15 protein-coding genes, 4 pseudogenes and 1 other annotated feature are annotated in these 14,067 nt (G+C 35.9%); of the genes and pseudogenes, 6 read left to right on the plus strand and 13 right to left on the minus strand.

The genetic code is table 11. The features are described 5' to 3' along the window. From HMPREF2805_RS10240 to HMPREF2805_RS10260, 5 genes are all read right to left on the minus strand, one after another. A partial coding sequence (locus HMPREF2805_RS10240; RefSeq protein ID WP_148131651.1) for a YSIRK-type signal peptide-containing protein occupies positions 1–1,340 on the minus strand: 1,340 nt, incomplete at its 3' end. 312 nt (positions 1,341–1,652) lie between these two features. Continuing rightward, positions 1,653–1,946, minus strand: coding sequence for a 50S ribosomal protein L27 (gene rpmA, locus HMPREF2805_RS10245; protein WP_075229047.1), 294 nt, complete (start codon positions 1,944–1,946; stop codon positions 1,653–1,655). Between the two features lie 16 nt (positions 1,947–1,962). After that, positions 1,963–2,307, minus strand: coding sequence for a ribosomal-processing cysteine protease Prp (locus HMPREF2805_RS10250; RefSeq protein ID WP_075229048.1), 345 nt, complete (start codon positions 2,305–2,307; stop codon positions 1,963–1,965). Between the two features lie 15 nt (positions 2,308–2,322). Then, positions 2,323–2,637: a 50S ribosomal protein L21 gene (rplU, locus tag HMPREF2805_RS10255; protein ID WP_000109137.1), complete on the minus strand. Its 315-nt coding sequence runs from the start codon at positions 2,635–2,637 to the stop codon at positions 2,323–2,325. Between the two features lie 35 nt (positions 2,638–2,672). Further along, positions 2,673–2,759 (minus strand) — a sequence feature (ribosomal protein L21 leader region). A gap of 64 nt (positions 2,760–2,823) precedes the next feature. Next, a complete protein-coding gene (locus HMPREF2805_RS10260; RefSeq protein ID WP_075232422.1) occupies positions 2,824–3,510 on the minus strand; it encodes a YoaK family protein in 687 nt (228 codons plus the stop codon). A 145-nt stretch (positions 3,511–3,655) separates the two neighbouring features. On the opposite strand from HMPREF2805_RS10260, the gene HMPREF2805_RS10265 reads away from it, so the two are divergent. After that, a complete protein-coding gene (locus tag HMPREF2805_RS10265) occupies positions 3,656–4,633 on the plus strand; it encodes a Gfo/Idh/MocA family protein (RefSeq protein WP_075232423.1) in 978 nt (325 codons plus the stop codon). Beyond that, complete coding sequence (locus HMPREF2805_RS10270; RefSeq protein ID WP_075232424.1) at positions 4,630–5,712, plus strand: DEAD/DEAH box helicase; 1,083 nt, start codon at positions 4,630–4,632, stop codon at positions 5,710–5,712. The genes HMPREF2805_RS10265 and HMPREF2805_RS10270 overlap by 4 nt, the downstream gene beginning before the upstream one ends. Before the next feature lie 113 nt (positions 5,713–5,825). Here HMPREF2805_RS10270 and HMPREF2805_RS10275 read toward each other — a convergent pair whose 3' ends face one another. Then, entirely contained in the window at positions 5,826–6,203 is a 378-nt protein-coding gene (locus HMPREF2805_RS10275) for a YwiB family protein (protein ID WP_148131650.1), read from the minus strand. A gap of 71 nt (positions 6,204–6,274) precedes the next feature. Here HMPREF2805_RS10275 and HMPREF2805_RS10280 point away from each other — a divergent pair, with 71 nt between their 5' ends. Beyond that, positions 6,275–7,579, plus strand: coding sequence for an HD domain-containing protein (locus HMPREF2805_RS10280; RefSeq protein ID WP_075232426.1), 1,305 nt, complete (start codon positions 6,275–6,277; stop codon positions 7,577–7,579). Between the two features lie 12 nt (positions 7,580–7,591). Further along, the gene (yidA, locus tag HMPREF2805_RS10285) at positions 7,592–8,398 is read left to right on the plus strand and encodes a sugar-phosphatase (protein WP_075232427.1); all 807 of its coding nucleotides are present in this window, start codon (positions 7,592–7,594) and stop codon (positions 8,396–8,398) included. Between the two features lie 355 nt (positions 8,399–8,753). Here yidA and HMPREF2805_RS10290 read toward each other — a convergent pair whose 3' ends face one another. Together HMPREF2805_RS10290 and HMPREF2805_RS10295 are read right to left on the minus strand one after the other, a co-directional pair. Beyond that, positions 8,754–9,848, minus strand: coding sequence for an MFS transporter (locus HMPREF2805_RS10290; protein WP_261676386.1), 1,095 nt, complete (start codon positions 9,846–9,848; stop codon positions 8,754–8,756). Then, entirely contained in the window at positions 9,838–10,038 is a 201-nt protein-coding gene (locus tag HMPREF2805_RS10295; RefSeq protein ID WP_261676387.1) for a hypothetical protein, read from the minus strand. The genes HMPREF2805_RS10290 and HMPREF2805_RS10295 overlap by 11 nt, the downstream gene beginning before the upstream one ends. A 195-nt stretch (positions 10,039–10,233) precedes the next feature. Between HMPREF2805_RS10295 and HMPREF2805_RS11400 the strand changes: the two are divergent. Continuing rightward, positions 10,234–10,357, plus strand: a pseudogene (locus HMPREF2805_RS11400) (Rgg/GadR/MutR family transcriptional regulator); the annotation flags it as partial. A gap of 96 nt (positions 10,358–10,453) precedes the next feature. Here the strand turns inward: HMPREF2805_RS11400 and HMPREF2805_RS10300 are convergent. Next, complete coding sequence (locus tag HMPREF2805_RS10300; protein ID WP_261676388.1) at positions 10,454–11,083, minus strand: ATP-binding cassette domain-containing protein; 630 nt, start codon at positions 11,081–11,083, stop codon at positions 10,454–10,456. Positions 11,084–11,121: 38 nt separating this feature from the next. After that, on the minus strand, positions 11,122–11,277 hold the full coding sequence (locus HMPREF2805_RS11150; RefSeq protein WP_261676390.1) for an ATP-binding cassette domain-containing protein: 156 nt from the start codon (positions 11,275–11,277) through the stop codon (positions 11,122–11,124). A 352-nt stretch (positions 11,278–11,629) separates the two neighbouring features. On the opposite strand from HMPREF2805_RS11150, the gene HMPREF2805_RS10305 reads away from it, so the two are divergent. Further along, the gene (locus HMPREF2805_RS10305) at positions 11,630–12,478 is read left to right on the plus strand and encodes a helix-turn-helix domain-containing protein (protein ID WP_075232429.1); all 849 of its coding nucleotides are present in this window, start codon (positions 11,630–11,632) and stop codon (positions 12,476–12,478) included. Positions 12,479–12,521: 43 nt separating this feature from the next. On the opposite strand, the pseudogene HMPREF2805_RS10890 reads toward HMPREF2805_RS10305, so the two are convergent. The 3 pseudogenes from HMPREF2805_RS10890 to HMPREF2805_RS11600 form a co-directional block, all read right to left on the minus strand. Beyond that, positions 12,522–13,139, minus strand: a pseudogene (locus HMPREF2805_RS10890) (helical hairpin domain-containing protein); the annotation flags it as partial. A gap of 120 nt (positions 13,140–13,259) precedes the next feature. Continuing rightward, a pseudogene (gene tnpA / locus HMPREF2805_RS10315) lies at positions 13,260–13,774 on the minus strand (IS200/IS605 family transposase). A 38-nt stretch (positions 13,775–13,812) separates the two neighbouring features. Continuing rightward, positions 13,813–14,067 (minus strand): annotated as a pseudogene (locus tag HMPREF2805_RS11600) (hypothetical protein); the annotation flags it as partial.

Raw genomic sequence — 14,067 nt, forward strand, 5'->3', positions numbered from 1 at the left:
TCAGTAACAACTGCTTCGGGCAAGGCGGGTTGAACTTCAGGCTCACCTTTGTCAGTTACAACCGCTTCTGGTAATTCAGACTGAACTTCAGGCTCACCCTTATCAGTCACGACTGCTTCGGGTAACGCAGGTTGAACTTCAGGTTCTCCTTTATCAGTAACAACTGCTTCTGGCAATTCAGGTTGAATTGCAGGCTCACCCTTATCAGTAACAACTGCTTCGGGCAAGGCGGGTTGGACTGCAGGCTCACCTTTGTCACTGACTACAGCTTCTGGCAACTCTGCTTGGACTGCTGGTTCACCTTTGTCAGTTACAACTGCTTCGGGCAAGGCGGGTTGGACTGCAGGCTCACCCTTGTCGGTTACAACTGCTTGGGGTAATTCTGGCTGGATCGCAGGCTCACCTTTATCACTGACTACAGCCTCTGGCAAGGCAGGTTGGACTTCAGGTTCGCCTTTGTCACTGACTACAGCCTCTGGCAAGGCGGGTTGGACTTCAGGTTTGCCTTTTGCGCGTACAACAGCAGAATTTGAAGATTGTTTCTCTTCTTTTCTTGGATTGGTTAATTCTGCAGAGATAGGTTTTTCAACTACTTGAACTTCTGTCGGCTTAGTTGAAGAAACAGATGTTTGTTCCTGCATAGCTTGTACTGTTGATGGATTCTCGACAAAATTCGGTGTAACACTATAATCCACCTTTTGTTGTTTTGTAGGAGTGGCTGCTGATTTCTCTTGATTGCTTACTTTAGATTCAGAAGTTACGTTTCCCTCTTTGATATATCCAATATAAGTGTAACCTGAAATATCTTTAGGAAGAGGTAATTTTTCTCCTGAGATTAATTCATAGTCAGTATTGTAATTCAGTAAGAGATTATTTTCTAAAGCATGAGCTGATACTAGGACACCGTTTCCTATCCCTGCAACCAATGCTAAATGTAATACTGTTTTATTCTTAACCTTTTTCTTAGAAACGGCAAAAATTAAAATCCCCAGAGCAGCTAAGCTAGCACCAGCAACCAAGGTTTGAACATCATTCTTACTTCCAGTATTTGGCAATTCTCCCAATTGATTTTGGGAATTTAATTTATAAACAAGATAATAAGTTTCATCATCATTCTCCATGTATGTCGGAATGTCATAGACAAGCTGTTTCTTTTCTTCTGATGATAACTCTGACTCTGTCACATATTTATAGTGAACACCTTTAGTCTCTTGAGCTTCTATAGATGAACTAGCTAATACAGACATAAAAAATAAACTTGAAATCGTTGCAGATACAAGTCCTACTGATAATTTTCTAAATGAAAAACGCTGCTGTTTTTCACCAAAATACTTTTCCATGATTCCTCCTTGAAATAAAATTTTAAAAATATGCAAGCTAAAATTTATTATATTAGCTTGTTATTTTATAAAAAGGTAACACACTTTAATTATACTCTTAATTTACAAAAAAGTCTTAAAATTGCGTTACGTTTTCATACTTTGTTTTATATATAAAATACGAAGGAGCAGGGTTTGAATTTCTTATATTCTTTTTGGATAAAAAAATAGGCTCTCCGAAAACTCGGAAAGCCTTATTTTATGCTACTTCTAGCTTCCTCACCTTTACATTTACATTTCAAGGCTCGGGATAAAAAGGTTCACTGGACCTTTTTATTTTGCGATTGGGTAAACAGAAACTTGTTTTTTATCGCGACCTTTACGTTCAAAGCGTACTACGCCCTCAACTTTAGCGAACAAAGTATCGTCTCCACCACGTCCAACGTTTACACCTGGATAGATGTGTGTACCACGTTGACGGTAAAGGATTGATCCACCTGTTACAGTTTGTCCGTCAGCTGCTTTAGCTCCAAGACGTTTTGCTTGTGAATCGCGTCCGTTTGATGTAGAACCTCCACCTTTTTTGTGGGCGAAAAGTTGCATGTTAGTAAGAGTCATTTTTAACATAATGTTTTCCTCCGTGTTAGTTTTCTGTGATAACTCTGGTTTGGACGAACTCAGAAGAGTCCTCCGATAAGTTTGCCATACCTAAGAAAAATGATTCAAAAAACAACTGAGTCATTTCTCTCTGATGTGAAGGGATATCTTTAGGAATTTCCACCATTAGATAACCATCTTCATCTTCGTTTAATTGTAAGATTGGTTCATAGCCTGCAAATTTCTCAATTGAATTGACAAAGTTAGTGGCAAGCGTAGAAACCGATGCACACACGACGTCAAAGCCGTTTTCGCCAATTTTGGCGTGTCCAGTAATCTCCGCACTCCTCAGCTCGCCATCTTCGGCTCTCTCAAAGACTGCTTGTATCATGTGTTCTCCTTAAAATTAAGCGTTGATTGCGTTGATGACAACTTTAGTATATGGTTGACGGTGACCTTGTTTACGGTGGCTACCTTTTTTAGGTTTGTACTTGTAAGTAACAACTTTCTTTTGTTTTCCTTGTTTTTCAACAGTTCCAACTACAGTAGCTCCAGCAACAAGTGGAGTTCCGACAACAGTGTTTTCACCACCAACAAGAACAACTTCGTTAAAAGTAACTTCTTGACCAGCTTCAACGTTCAATTTTTCAACGTAGATTGCTTGACCAACTTCAACTTTAACTTGTTTTCCGCCAGTTTTGATAATTGCGTATGTGCTCATTATGCACCTCCTATGATTTTTTGGGGTTTCCCCATATTTTTGTGAAGACTCGCCTAGCATCGTGGGACGAACCACTTACACTTGAAAATCAAGCAACGATGTTCGTGCGGTTGCACAGGATCGTGCATAGTCAACTCTTCAAGTATAGCATGATTCCTAGTTTTTGACAAGTATTTATCATCGAATTTAAACTTTTTCTCTTATTTTTTTCCTCCAAGATGCAAAAAGCATACTTAGATAAAAAATACTCATCATGATTGGAATTCCTAAAATTGTTTTTTCTTCATAAAAAATACTAAGATAAGCTGATACAACAACCCCAATAACAAAACTCGACAGCAAGCTAACAAAGATGAGTCCTTCTCTTAAAAAAGGTGTATGTTTTGTGCGAACATATTCCCCAAACGCTAACATAGTTCGTTTGATATTTCCAGTCATAAAAGCATTGTTGTATGCAATTCCTGAAACTTCTCCGAAAGCTGTTGTTACAAGTCCCATACAAAATGCTAACGGTGGTACTATGTATATATTATCAACCGTCAAGGGAACAAATCCTATAATCAAAGATAAAATTGCTAGTGGAACAAGGGATAAAATTGGTTTTCTTACAATCCTCAACTTTTCTTTATAGACTGTCAAGAGGAAGACACCCACCATGAAGGAAATCAAGGTCATTACCTTGGCGCTGGCATCTGAAACATTGTCCTGAATGAGACCAACGGAAAGGAAAACGACATTCCCCGTTTGGCCTGCAACTAGAGTATTCCCACGTATGATAAAGGTATAGGCATCTACATAACCCGCACAAAAAGTCAAAAAAAGCGCCAATCTTTTTGAATGACGAGAAATTTTTCTCATAGGTAATAATCTCATACTACACTCCTATTTTTTCTGAATCTATTGTACCATTTTTTGAGGAAAATTCGAAGTGTCAAATAAAAGAATTGTCTCCCTTTGGCTAGTTTAGTCTATCTGTGATATAATGAAAGCAGTCATTACTTGTAGAAAAGGAGATTTCATGCTTAAACTCGGTATTATCGGTACTGGTGCAATCAGTCACCACTTTATAGAAGCTGCTCATGCTAGTCAGGAATTCCAGTTAGTGGCTGTTTATTCAAGAAAGCTCACGACTGCTCAGCAATTTGCTAGTTCCTATTCAGATGTTAGTCTATTTGATAATTTAGAGGATTTCTTCCAGTCTGATTTTGATATTGTCTATATCGCAAGTCCCAATTCTCTGCATTATACTCAAGCCAAGCTTGCTCTAGCATCGGCTAAACATGTTATCCTTGAAAAACCAGCGGTGACTCAACCACAAGAATGGCAGGATTTAGTTGAAATAGCTCAAGAAAATCAATGTTTTATCTTTGAAGCAGCAAGAAACTATCATGAGGAAGCCTTCACAATTATTAAAAACTTCTTAGCAGACAAGCAAATTTTAGGTGCAGATTTCAACTATGCCAAGTATTCTTCTAAGATGCCAGCCCTTCATTCCGGAAACACTCCGAATGTATTTTCAGACCGTTTTGCTGGTGGGGCTCTCATGGACTTGGGAATTTATCCGATCTATGCTGCGGTTCGCTTGTTTGGAAAGGCACTTGATGCGACCTATCAAGCTCAGCAACTTGACAACACCATTGATTTAAATGGAGATGGTATCTTATCTTATCCCGGTTATCAAGTCCATATCAAGGCTGGTAAAAACATTACTTCTAATCTGCCTTGCGAAATATATACAACAGATGGAACCTTGACGCTCAACACTATTGAACATGTCCGCTCAGCTATTTTCACTGATCATAAAGGTAATGAAACACATCTACCTATTCAGCAAGCACCTCACACCATGACTGAGGAGATCGCTGCTTTTGCTAACATGATCAAGCAGCCAAACCTAGAACTTTACCAAGCTTGGTTGGATGATGCAACACACGTCCATAAGCTACTCTACACCATGCGCCAGACTGCTGGCATTAGATTTGAGGCAGAAAAATGAAAACCAAACTACCTAAAGAATGGCAAGAGCTAACCGAACACCTCGGCTTTCAAGAATTCACCCCTATTCAAACTCAGCTTTTTGATCCGATTTTAGACGGTCAAACCCTTCTTGGAGTTAGTCCAACTGGTACAGGTAAGACTTTAGCTTATCTCCTACCAAGTCTTCTTCGTCTCCAAAAGAAAAAAGCGCAGCAACTATTGATTTTAGCACCAAATACTGAACTGGCTGGTCAAATTTTTGAGGTAACTAAAACTTGGGGTGAAGCAATTGGCTTGACTGCTCAACTCTTCCTTTCTGGTTCTAGTCAGAAACGTCAAATCGAACGACTTAAAAAAGGCCCAGAAATCCTTATTGGAACTCCTGGTCGTATCTTTGAACTGATTAAATTGAAGAAGATCAAGATGATGAATGTGGAAACGATCATTCTTGACGAGTTCGATCAGTTGCTTGATGATTCTCAGATTCACTTTGTTGAGAAAATCACTCACTATGCACCTCGTGACCACCAACTCATCTATATGAGTGCCACTACCAAGTTTGACCAAGATAAGATTACACCCAACACGCGCACCATCGACCTCTCTGATCAAAAATTGGACAACATCCAACACTTCTACATGCAAGTAGACCAACGTCACCGAGTAGATATGCTTCGTAAACTAGCACATGTCGAGGACTTCCGCGGACTTGTCTTCTTTAATAGCTTATCAGACCTTGGAAGTGCAGAAGAGAAACTACAGTATCGCGATGTTTTAGCTGTTTCACTAGCTAGCGATGTCAACGTCAAATTTAGAAAAGTTATCTTAGAAAAATTCAAAGATAATCAGCTAACACTGCTTCTTGCAACAGACCTTCTAGCTCGTGGTATCGACATTGATAGCTTGGAATGCGTGGTTAACTTTGACGTTCCTAGAGATATGGAAACCTACACTCACCGCGCTGGACGTACGGGTCGTATGGGCAAAGAGGGCTATGTAATCACACTTGTAACGCATCCAGAAGACCTCAAAAAACTGAAGAAATTTGCAAGTGTACGTGAAATCGTCTTGAAAAATCAAGAACTCTATATCAAATAGAGGCTGGGACAAAAATCCCAACCTCATTTTTTATTAGCAAAAAAACTTTGACCTGCTAGTTGATTTGGAACTTCGAAATCGAAACTTTGACTTCTGATTTCTCCTCCACTTTTTTATCCCCAGGTAATTTCTAAGCGATAGTCCGCAAATGGAGTTCCTTCGTTGTTTTGTAGTTGATAGGCTAGTTCAATCTTTTGTTGTTCAACTTGATAATGGCTTGTTTGGATGATAAACTCCTGTATCCCCATTGGTGTAGGAATATAGGCTAAACTATCAGCTTCCTTCAGAAAACGCATGATGGTCTTAGGATTGGAAAATCGAGACATCACCAACTCTGTATCATTAAACTTGAGTACCACTTTTTCTTTCTCTTCATTGTAAAAAAGGAGATAGGAAAAATCACCTTTCTCACGTAACTCAACGTCATAAAGTTGGTCGATCACTTCCAATTGTTCATCAAATTGGATGGTATTTCTCATTCGAATTTTCACTTCAAGTCCTCTTTCTTCACTCTTATCCTACTATTTTACCAAAAACTGTGGCTTTTTGCTATAATGGTTTTATGAATGAAAAAGTATTTCGTGACCCTGTTCACAATTATATCCATGTTGATAATCAGATTATCTATGACTTAATCAATACCAAAGAATTTCAACGGCTTCGTCGTATCAAGCAGCTCGGAACATCCAGTTATACCTTTCATGGTGGAGAACATAGTCGTTTCTCTCACTGTCTAGGTGTTTACGAAATTGCACGTCGCATCACCGAGATTTTTGAGGAAAAGTATCCTAAAGAATGGGATTCCTCGGAGTCCCTCCTAACCATGACTGCAGCCCTCCTTCATGACTTAGGACATGGTGCCTACTCGCATACCTTTGAAAATCTCTTTGATACCGATCATGAGGCGATTACGCAGGAAATTATCCAAAGCCCCGAAACAGAGATTCACCAGGTTCTTTTACAGGTAGCTCCAGATTTCCCTGAAAAGGTAGCAAGTGTTATAGACCATACTTATCCAAATAAGCAGGTGGTTCAATTGATTTCGAGTCAAATCGATGCAGACCGCATGGACTATCTCTTACGCGACTCCTATTTTACAGGGGCTTCTTATGGGGAATTTGACCTAACACGTATCTTACGAGTTATTCGCCCTATCGAAAACGGAATTGCTTTCCAACGAAACGGGATGCATGCCATCGAAGACTATGTTCTTAGTCGCTATCAAATGTATATGCAGGTATATTTCCATCCAGCAACACGTGCTATGGAAGTACTTCTGCAAAATCTTTTGAAACGTGCTAAAGAACTTTATCCAGGAAACAAGGACTTCTTTACACTTACATCACCACATCTACTGCCATTTTTCGAAAAAAATGTTAGCTTAGCTGACTATCTATCTTTGGATGACGGAGTTATGAATACCTATTTCCAACTATGGATGACCAGTCCTGACAAGATTTTAGCTGACCTGTCACAACGCTTTGTCAATCGCAAGGTCTTTAAATCAATCACCTTTTCACAAGAAGATCAAGAACAGCTTGCATCTATGAGAAAACTGGTAGAAGATATCGGCTTTGATCCTGACTATTACACAGCTATTCATAAGAACTTTGACCTTCCTTATGATATCTATCGTCCCGAATCTGAAAATCCACGAACGCAGATTGAGATTATACAAAAAAATGGAGAACTAGCAGAACTCTCTAGCCTGTCTCCTATCGTTCAATCCCTTGCTGGTAGTCGCCACGGAGATAATCGTTTTTATTTTCCGAAAGAAATGTTAGACCAAAACAGCATCTTCGCAAGCATTACCCAGCAATTTCTACACTTGATTGAGAACGATCATTTTACCCCAAATAAAAACTAAAAGAGGAAATTTATGAGTATTAAACTAATCGCTGTCGATATCGACGGAACCCTTGTCAACAGTCAAAAGGAAATCACTCCTGAAGTATTTGCCGCTATTCAAGATGCCAAAGAAGCTGGTGTCAAAGTCGTCATTGCAACTGGCCGCCCTATCGCAGGTGTTGCCAAACTTCTGGACGACTTGCAGTTGAGAGATGAGGGTGACTATGTCGTGACCTTCAACGGTGCCCTTGTCCAAGAGACTGCTACTGGGCATGAGATTATCAGCGAATCCTTGACCTATGAGGATTATCTAGATATGGAATTCCTCAGTCGCAAGCTCGGTGTCCACATGCATGCCATTACCAAAGACGGTATCTATACTGCCAATCGCAATATCGGAAAATACACAGTGCACGAATCAACCCTCGTCAGCATGCCTATCTTCTACCGTACCCCTGAGGAAATGGCTAACAAGGAAATCGTCAAATGTATGTTTATCGATGAACCTGAAATTCTGGATACTGCTATTGAAAAGATACCAGCAGAATTTTACGAGCGCTACTCCATCAACAAATCTGCTCCTTTCTACCTTGAGCTCCTTAAAAAGAATGTAGACAAGGGCTCAGCTATCACTCACCTAGCTGAAAAACTAGGATTGACCAAAGATGAAACCATGGCTATCGGAGACGAAGAAAATGACCGTGCTATGCTTGAAGTCGTAGGTAACCCAGTTGTTATGGAAAATGGAAATCCAGAACTCAAAAAAATCGCCAAATACATCACCAAAACAAATGATGAATCAGGCGTTGCCCATGCGATCCGTACATGGGTACTGTAAAAAAATTTAAATATAGAAAAAGCACCCCAGAAGTTAGAGATAATGTACTGACCCCAAAAGTTAGACAGAAAAAATCTTACTTTTGGGGTGCAGTTTAAAATTCAGTATTTTTGGTCTCTAGTTCTATCCCCTTAATAATTATTAAATCTGAAAAAGGTAGTACATTATGTAAAACCTTTTTCAATTTTTTATTTTACTACGAATTAATATTATTTTTTCTAATGATAATTAATCCACTAATCTTCCTTTATAAATATTGCAGTTCTTTTCTTAGTTAGATTTTTTTCATAACTCTTTATAAGAATAACCAATAAACTACTTAGTAATCCCAAAATAACTAGACTTAATCTCGGGTTTAAAGCCAATTAAAATAAGCAGCCAGTATCCCTCCAAAAGGAGCAAAAATGGTAGCTATTACAAAAGAACTAGAAAGTATTTTACCAATATTATAATCAGTACTTTCTTGTTGCTGTATTGTTGTAATTGATACAGAAGCTATTGTAATTAGTCCACTCAAAATTGAGTAACAAATTCCAAAAAAAATCCAATTTTCTACTATTCCGCTTGCCATAATGACAAGTGGGATAGTTGCCATTGATATATTCATTAAGATAAAGGTATCCTTCTTATTCAAAAAAGTAGAAAGAAGGGTTACTGCTATCAAACTACCAAATCCAGCAATGGAGTAAACAATCCCAACAAGACTATTTGATAATTTTAATTGATCCTGTAAATAATAAATAATCGTTGCATTGAAGCCTAGCATAGCGATATTCACAACAATAGTAAAGAGTAAAGAAATCCTCAACTTAATATTTGTAAAGTTCTCTTTAAAACCTACAAAAATTTCTTTTATATCATCATTACCATTCTCCTTGTGTTCTTGATCTGGAATATATGAAATTAATATTGAAAGAAATAATAACAAGAAAGAAGTACTATTTATTAAAAAAATGCTATTAATATTAAACTTTAACATTAGTACCCCTGCTAGGGCTGGAGAGATTAATTTTGAAATAGTTCGTACACCTTGAAACTGAGAATTATATTTTTGCAATTTTTCCTTCTCAAATAAGGCAGGAGTAATGACTGAGAATCCTGTTTGGAAAAGTGTAGAAAACAAAGGAAGTAAAAATGCAATAATATAGTAAAAAAATATAGGAACTGAATATTTTGAAAATAATGGTATTACACTACATAATAATGCAGGTATTAATGTAGACCATAATAGTATTTTTTTCTTATTGAAATTATCTAATAAGTAACCCATAACAAATCCCAAGAAGAATTGAGGTAACAATTCAATAATCACCATTCCTCCCATTGCAAAAGACGAATGAAATTCTTGGTAAATTAAGATTGGAAAAGCAATTTTCTGAAATCTATCTCCAACATTTGATATAAACTCACCAAAAGTAATTGTATAAAACGTTTTCTTGTTAATATCCAAAATGTCCCTTCTTTCTAGTTAAACCACGATGAATATCACTTTTTATTAAATCGGTAAGACTTATTCCAAACCTCTTTGCAAGAGTTGGTACCGCACTATTTTCACTTAAACCATACATAGTTACTAACTCAATGAAATATACATCCTCGCCAGATACTCTAAAATCACCATCTATTTCATAATAATCCAAAATAAGCGTTAAGTTATAACTAAACACTTACCTGTACAGGTAAGATTCAACCTCCGACTATAATGATAATATCCATAATCAATAACAATATTCATGTAAATTTTAAAAGTTTTTTCATACTGAACCTCCCTTTATTTTTTATTTATTGTATAATAAATAAAAAACCTTTGAAATTTTGTTGGGAAAATGGGAAATATAAAATCAAAACTTGGTATAACACTCAGAAAAATTCGAAAAGGAAAGCAAATCAGTTTATGTTCAATTACATATAACTTTGGATGAATTTATTATTCTTCATGATAATAATTCTACTAGAAGTGTTATGAATAACTTCAATATCTTTAAAGCTTTTTGTTAGATTTATAATTTCAACTATAGCCATCTCTACTCCTTAGTTTACAGCAAAAAATTATGCTTAATTCTTATTGTTTTTGTAAGAAATCAGCGACCCCAATACTATTCCATTCAACAAGCCTAAAGAAATACCATATTCAACTGGAAAATCTAAAAAAATTGCAAACACTATTCCAATCATCACCCCTAGTGAGGCTGATGTTGAAATTATATATTCATTTTCTTTCTTCATTTTCTTTACACCTAATTTCCTTTTTGTATATAAGCTGTAGTACTCTCCACCAAGAGCCATTAAGTACTTATGATTTCCTGACTCAACAATCTTACCACTTTTCATTACAAAAATAATATCCGCATCCTTAATCGTTGACAATCTATGAGCTACAATTATTTGAGTACAGCCCTTACTTTTTATATACTTTGTTATTCTTTCCTCATTAATAGTGTCTAATGCACTAGTTGCTTCATCTAAAATTACAATACTAGGGTTATTTATTAATGCACGTGCCAGTGCTATCCGTTGTCTTTGACCACCTGAAATATTTGAACCCAAATCTGAGATGATAGTGTTAAATTTCATCGGCATAGCCATGATTTCATCATAGATTTGAACTGCTTTACAAACTTCCTCTATCTTTTGTGAAGTAACTTCGTGCTTTAAAGTTATATTATCAAGAATACTTCTGTTCAATAAAAATGAATCCTGTGGAACTACTTCTAAATTTTGACTTAATATTTTTTATCTATTTGATTAATATTTACACAATCAAATAAAACTTTTCCTGTATCAATCTTATATAATCCTGATGGTATTTTTGATAACGTACTTTTTCCTGACCTCGGTTGACCGACTAGTGCAATTCTCTGTCCTGACTCAATAGTCAAATTTAAATTTTCTATTACAGGAGCTGAGTCTTTGGAATAAGAGAAAGAAAGGTCCTTAATATCTATTCTACTTCAAACGTTTCTAAACTATACTCCGGAAAATAATTTAACCAATAATTAACCATACTATCTTTCATCGTGTCTTCCAACCAGTACTAGGTCTTTAGATGATCTCTAAAGACTTAGGTGTACACCTAAACATTTTATCCACCGACAATAATAATATCCATAACCAACAATAAAATTAGGGAATTTTTTAAAATTTTCTTCATATTTAGACTTCCTTTCAGTTTTTATTTATTGTACAATAAATAAAAATCAATTACTTTTTTGTTAGGAAAACGGGAAAATTATGAAATCAAAACTTGGTATAACACTCAGAAAAATTAGAAAAGGAAAGCAAATCAGTTTATGTTCAATTGCTGATAGTAATTTATCTAAATCTCAAATCTCTAGATTTGAACGGGGAGAATCAGAAATCTCTTGTATTCGACTAATCAATATTTTAGATAAATTACATATAACTTTGGATGAATTTATTATTCTTCATGACAATAATTCTACTAAAACTGGATCATTCGCTAACTTGGTGCAATATATTCGAAAACACTACTCCACAAAAAATTTTGATAGTATTATTGAATTACTATCAAACTCTTCAAGTTATAACTTGGGTCCTTATGAAAAGACAATGGTAAAATCGATTCTCTATACAACAAATAAAAATTTTCTCCCCTCGGACGAGGAGTTATTACAGCTAACAGATTATCTTTTTAAAGTTGAAAACTGGGGTTACTATGAAATTATCCTATTAGGTAACTGTGTAAGAACAATTAAATATAACTCCTACTTCCTATTAACTATAGAAATGTTAAAAAATTATATCTATTCAACATTAAATAAGACAAATAAACGGCTTGTTACACAATTGGCAATCAATTGCCTAATTGTTAGTATTGATAAAGAAGAATTTCAAAATTGTAGTTTTCTAATCAAAGAAATAAAAAAATTACTAAATAATGAATTAAACTATTATGAACAAACCGTCTTCTTATATACATGTGGATACTTTGAATTTAAGTGCAATCCTGCGAACGGAATCGAAAAGATGAAACAAGCACTTCAGGTATTTGAAATTCTAGGAGAACATAATATAAAAGCACAGTACCAAGAGCACTATGACAAATATATTAATCAATAGCATAAAGATAGTTAATCTTTAACCACCATAGGATTAGTTCTTGTTATTCCAATAGTATTTCTATACTAAATTTTTTATAAAAATTCTTATCATTCAGTACTTTTACAAACATCTCTAGCTTTTTTACTAATCCCTCATACTCATAAAGATAATGACCTAGCTCCTCTTGAAACACTCTTATTTCTTCGGTTACTTGTTCGACTGTAATTGATTCTGGCAAATTTAATTTTAAAAAGTCATATCTTGTAAGCTTTCGACTGCTCACATCTTCACTCTTCAAATTGATAAGCACTTCCGCCATCTTATTTAAGTTGGCGATTTTTTCATTAATTTGATTTAGTTTTATATCTATCTCTGCTATTTCTTTTACTAACTCGTCTTTAATGTCTTGGTATTTCTTATCTGCTTCAGTTAATTCAATGAAGAGGTTAATATCAATAATCTTTTCCTGAAAACTCTTAACTGTAGGTCTTCTGTATGGTATTACTCGACTATCGTTGGTTAGCTACCTTATCAAGGTTCGTCCTTTGACATACTGATTCTTATCCGAATGTTCTTTGTTATATACAAAGTATGAGGTTGTCTCACGTATAAAGATTTTATATTTTGTTTGATTCTCTTCTTCCAGAATATCTAATTGATAATTGGGAATCATGACCACCCGTCAAACGGGTGGTTTGTCCCAGGGCTATAAGCCCAAATTACCAGCCAGCGCCTAAAGACGCTGGCTTTTACCTTGTTCAAGCCGACTCGTCACTTGCCTCTCAAATAGGCTCTAGTATTACTTACCACTATCCCTAAAGAGGTCCTCATACTCTTTTACACTTAATTTATCTAGTGCTATATCATGCTTTACTCGTTCTCAAAGTTTTATACTCGTGAAGAAATCATCCACTGGATAATTTCTTTAATCTTGGATATATTTCTTAATTGCGGCTTCATTGAGTCCCACCGTACTCACATAATAACCTTCCGCCCAGAAATGCTGATTCCCAAACTTGTACTTGAGATTGGCGTGTTTGTCAAACATCATGAGTGCACTTTTTCCTTTTAAATAACCCATAAAACTCGAAACACTTATCCTTGATGGAATACTTACTTACATATGTACATGGTCTGGCATTAAGTGACCCTCGATAATTTCAACTCCTTTATAACTACACAAGCGTTGAAATATTTCGCCTAAACTGCTTCGATATTGATTATAGATGACTTTTCGTCTATACTTAGGCGTGAACACAATATGATAGAACAGTGCCACTTTGTGTGCGATAAACTATGAGCCTTTTGTGCCATGTTTTTCTCCTTTCACTTTACAATTGGCTTGAACACCTTTATTGTATCGTGTTTGGAGTTTTTTTGGTATAACCTTCGACGCGCACCCGCATAGCGGGTGGTTTATTTGTCTCGCACCTAACGGAGCGAGACGGACTAATAGTCACATAATTTTCTACCATCCCACTTGCCATTGATACATTCATCAAGATAAAGGCATCCTTCTTATTCAAAAAAGTAGAAAGAAAGGTTACTGCTATCAAACTTCCAAATCCAGCAATTGAGTAAACAATCCCAACAAGACTATTTGATAA

This window comes from Streptococcus sp. HMSC034E03 (assembly GCF_001811505.1).
Taxonomy (GTDB): Bacteria; Bacillota; Bacilli; order Lactobacillales; family Streptococcaceae; genus Streptococcus.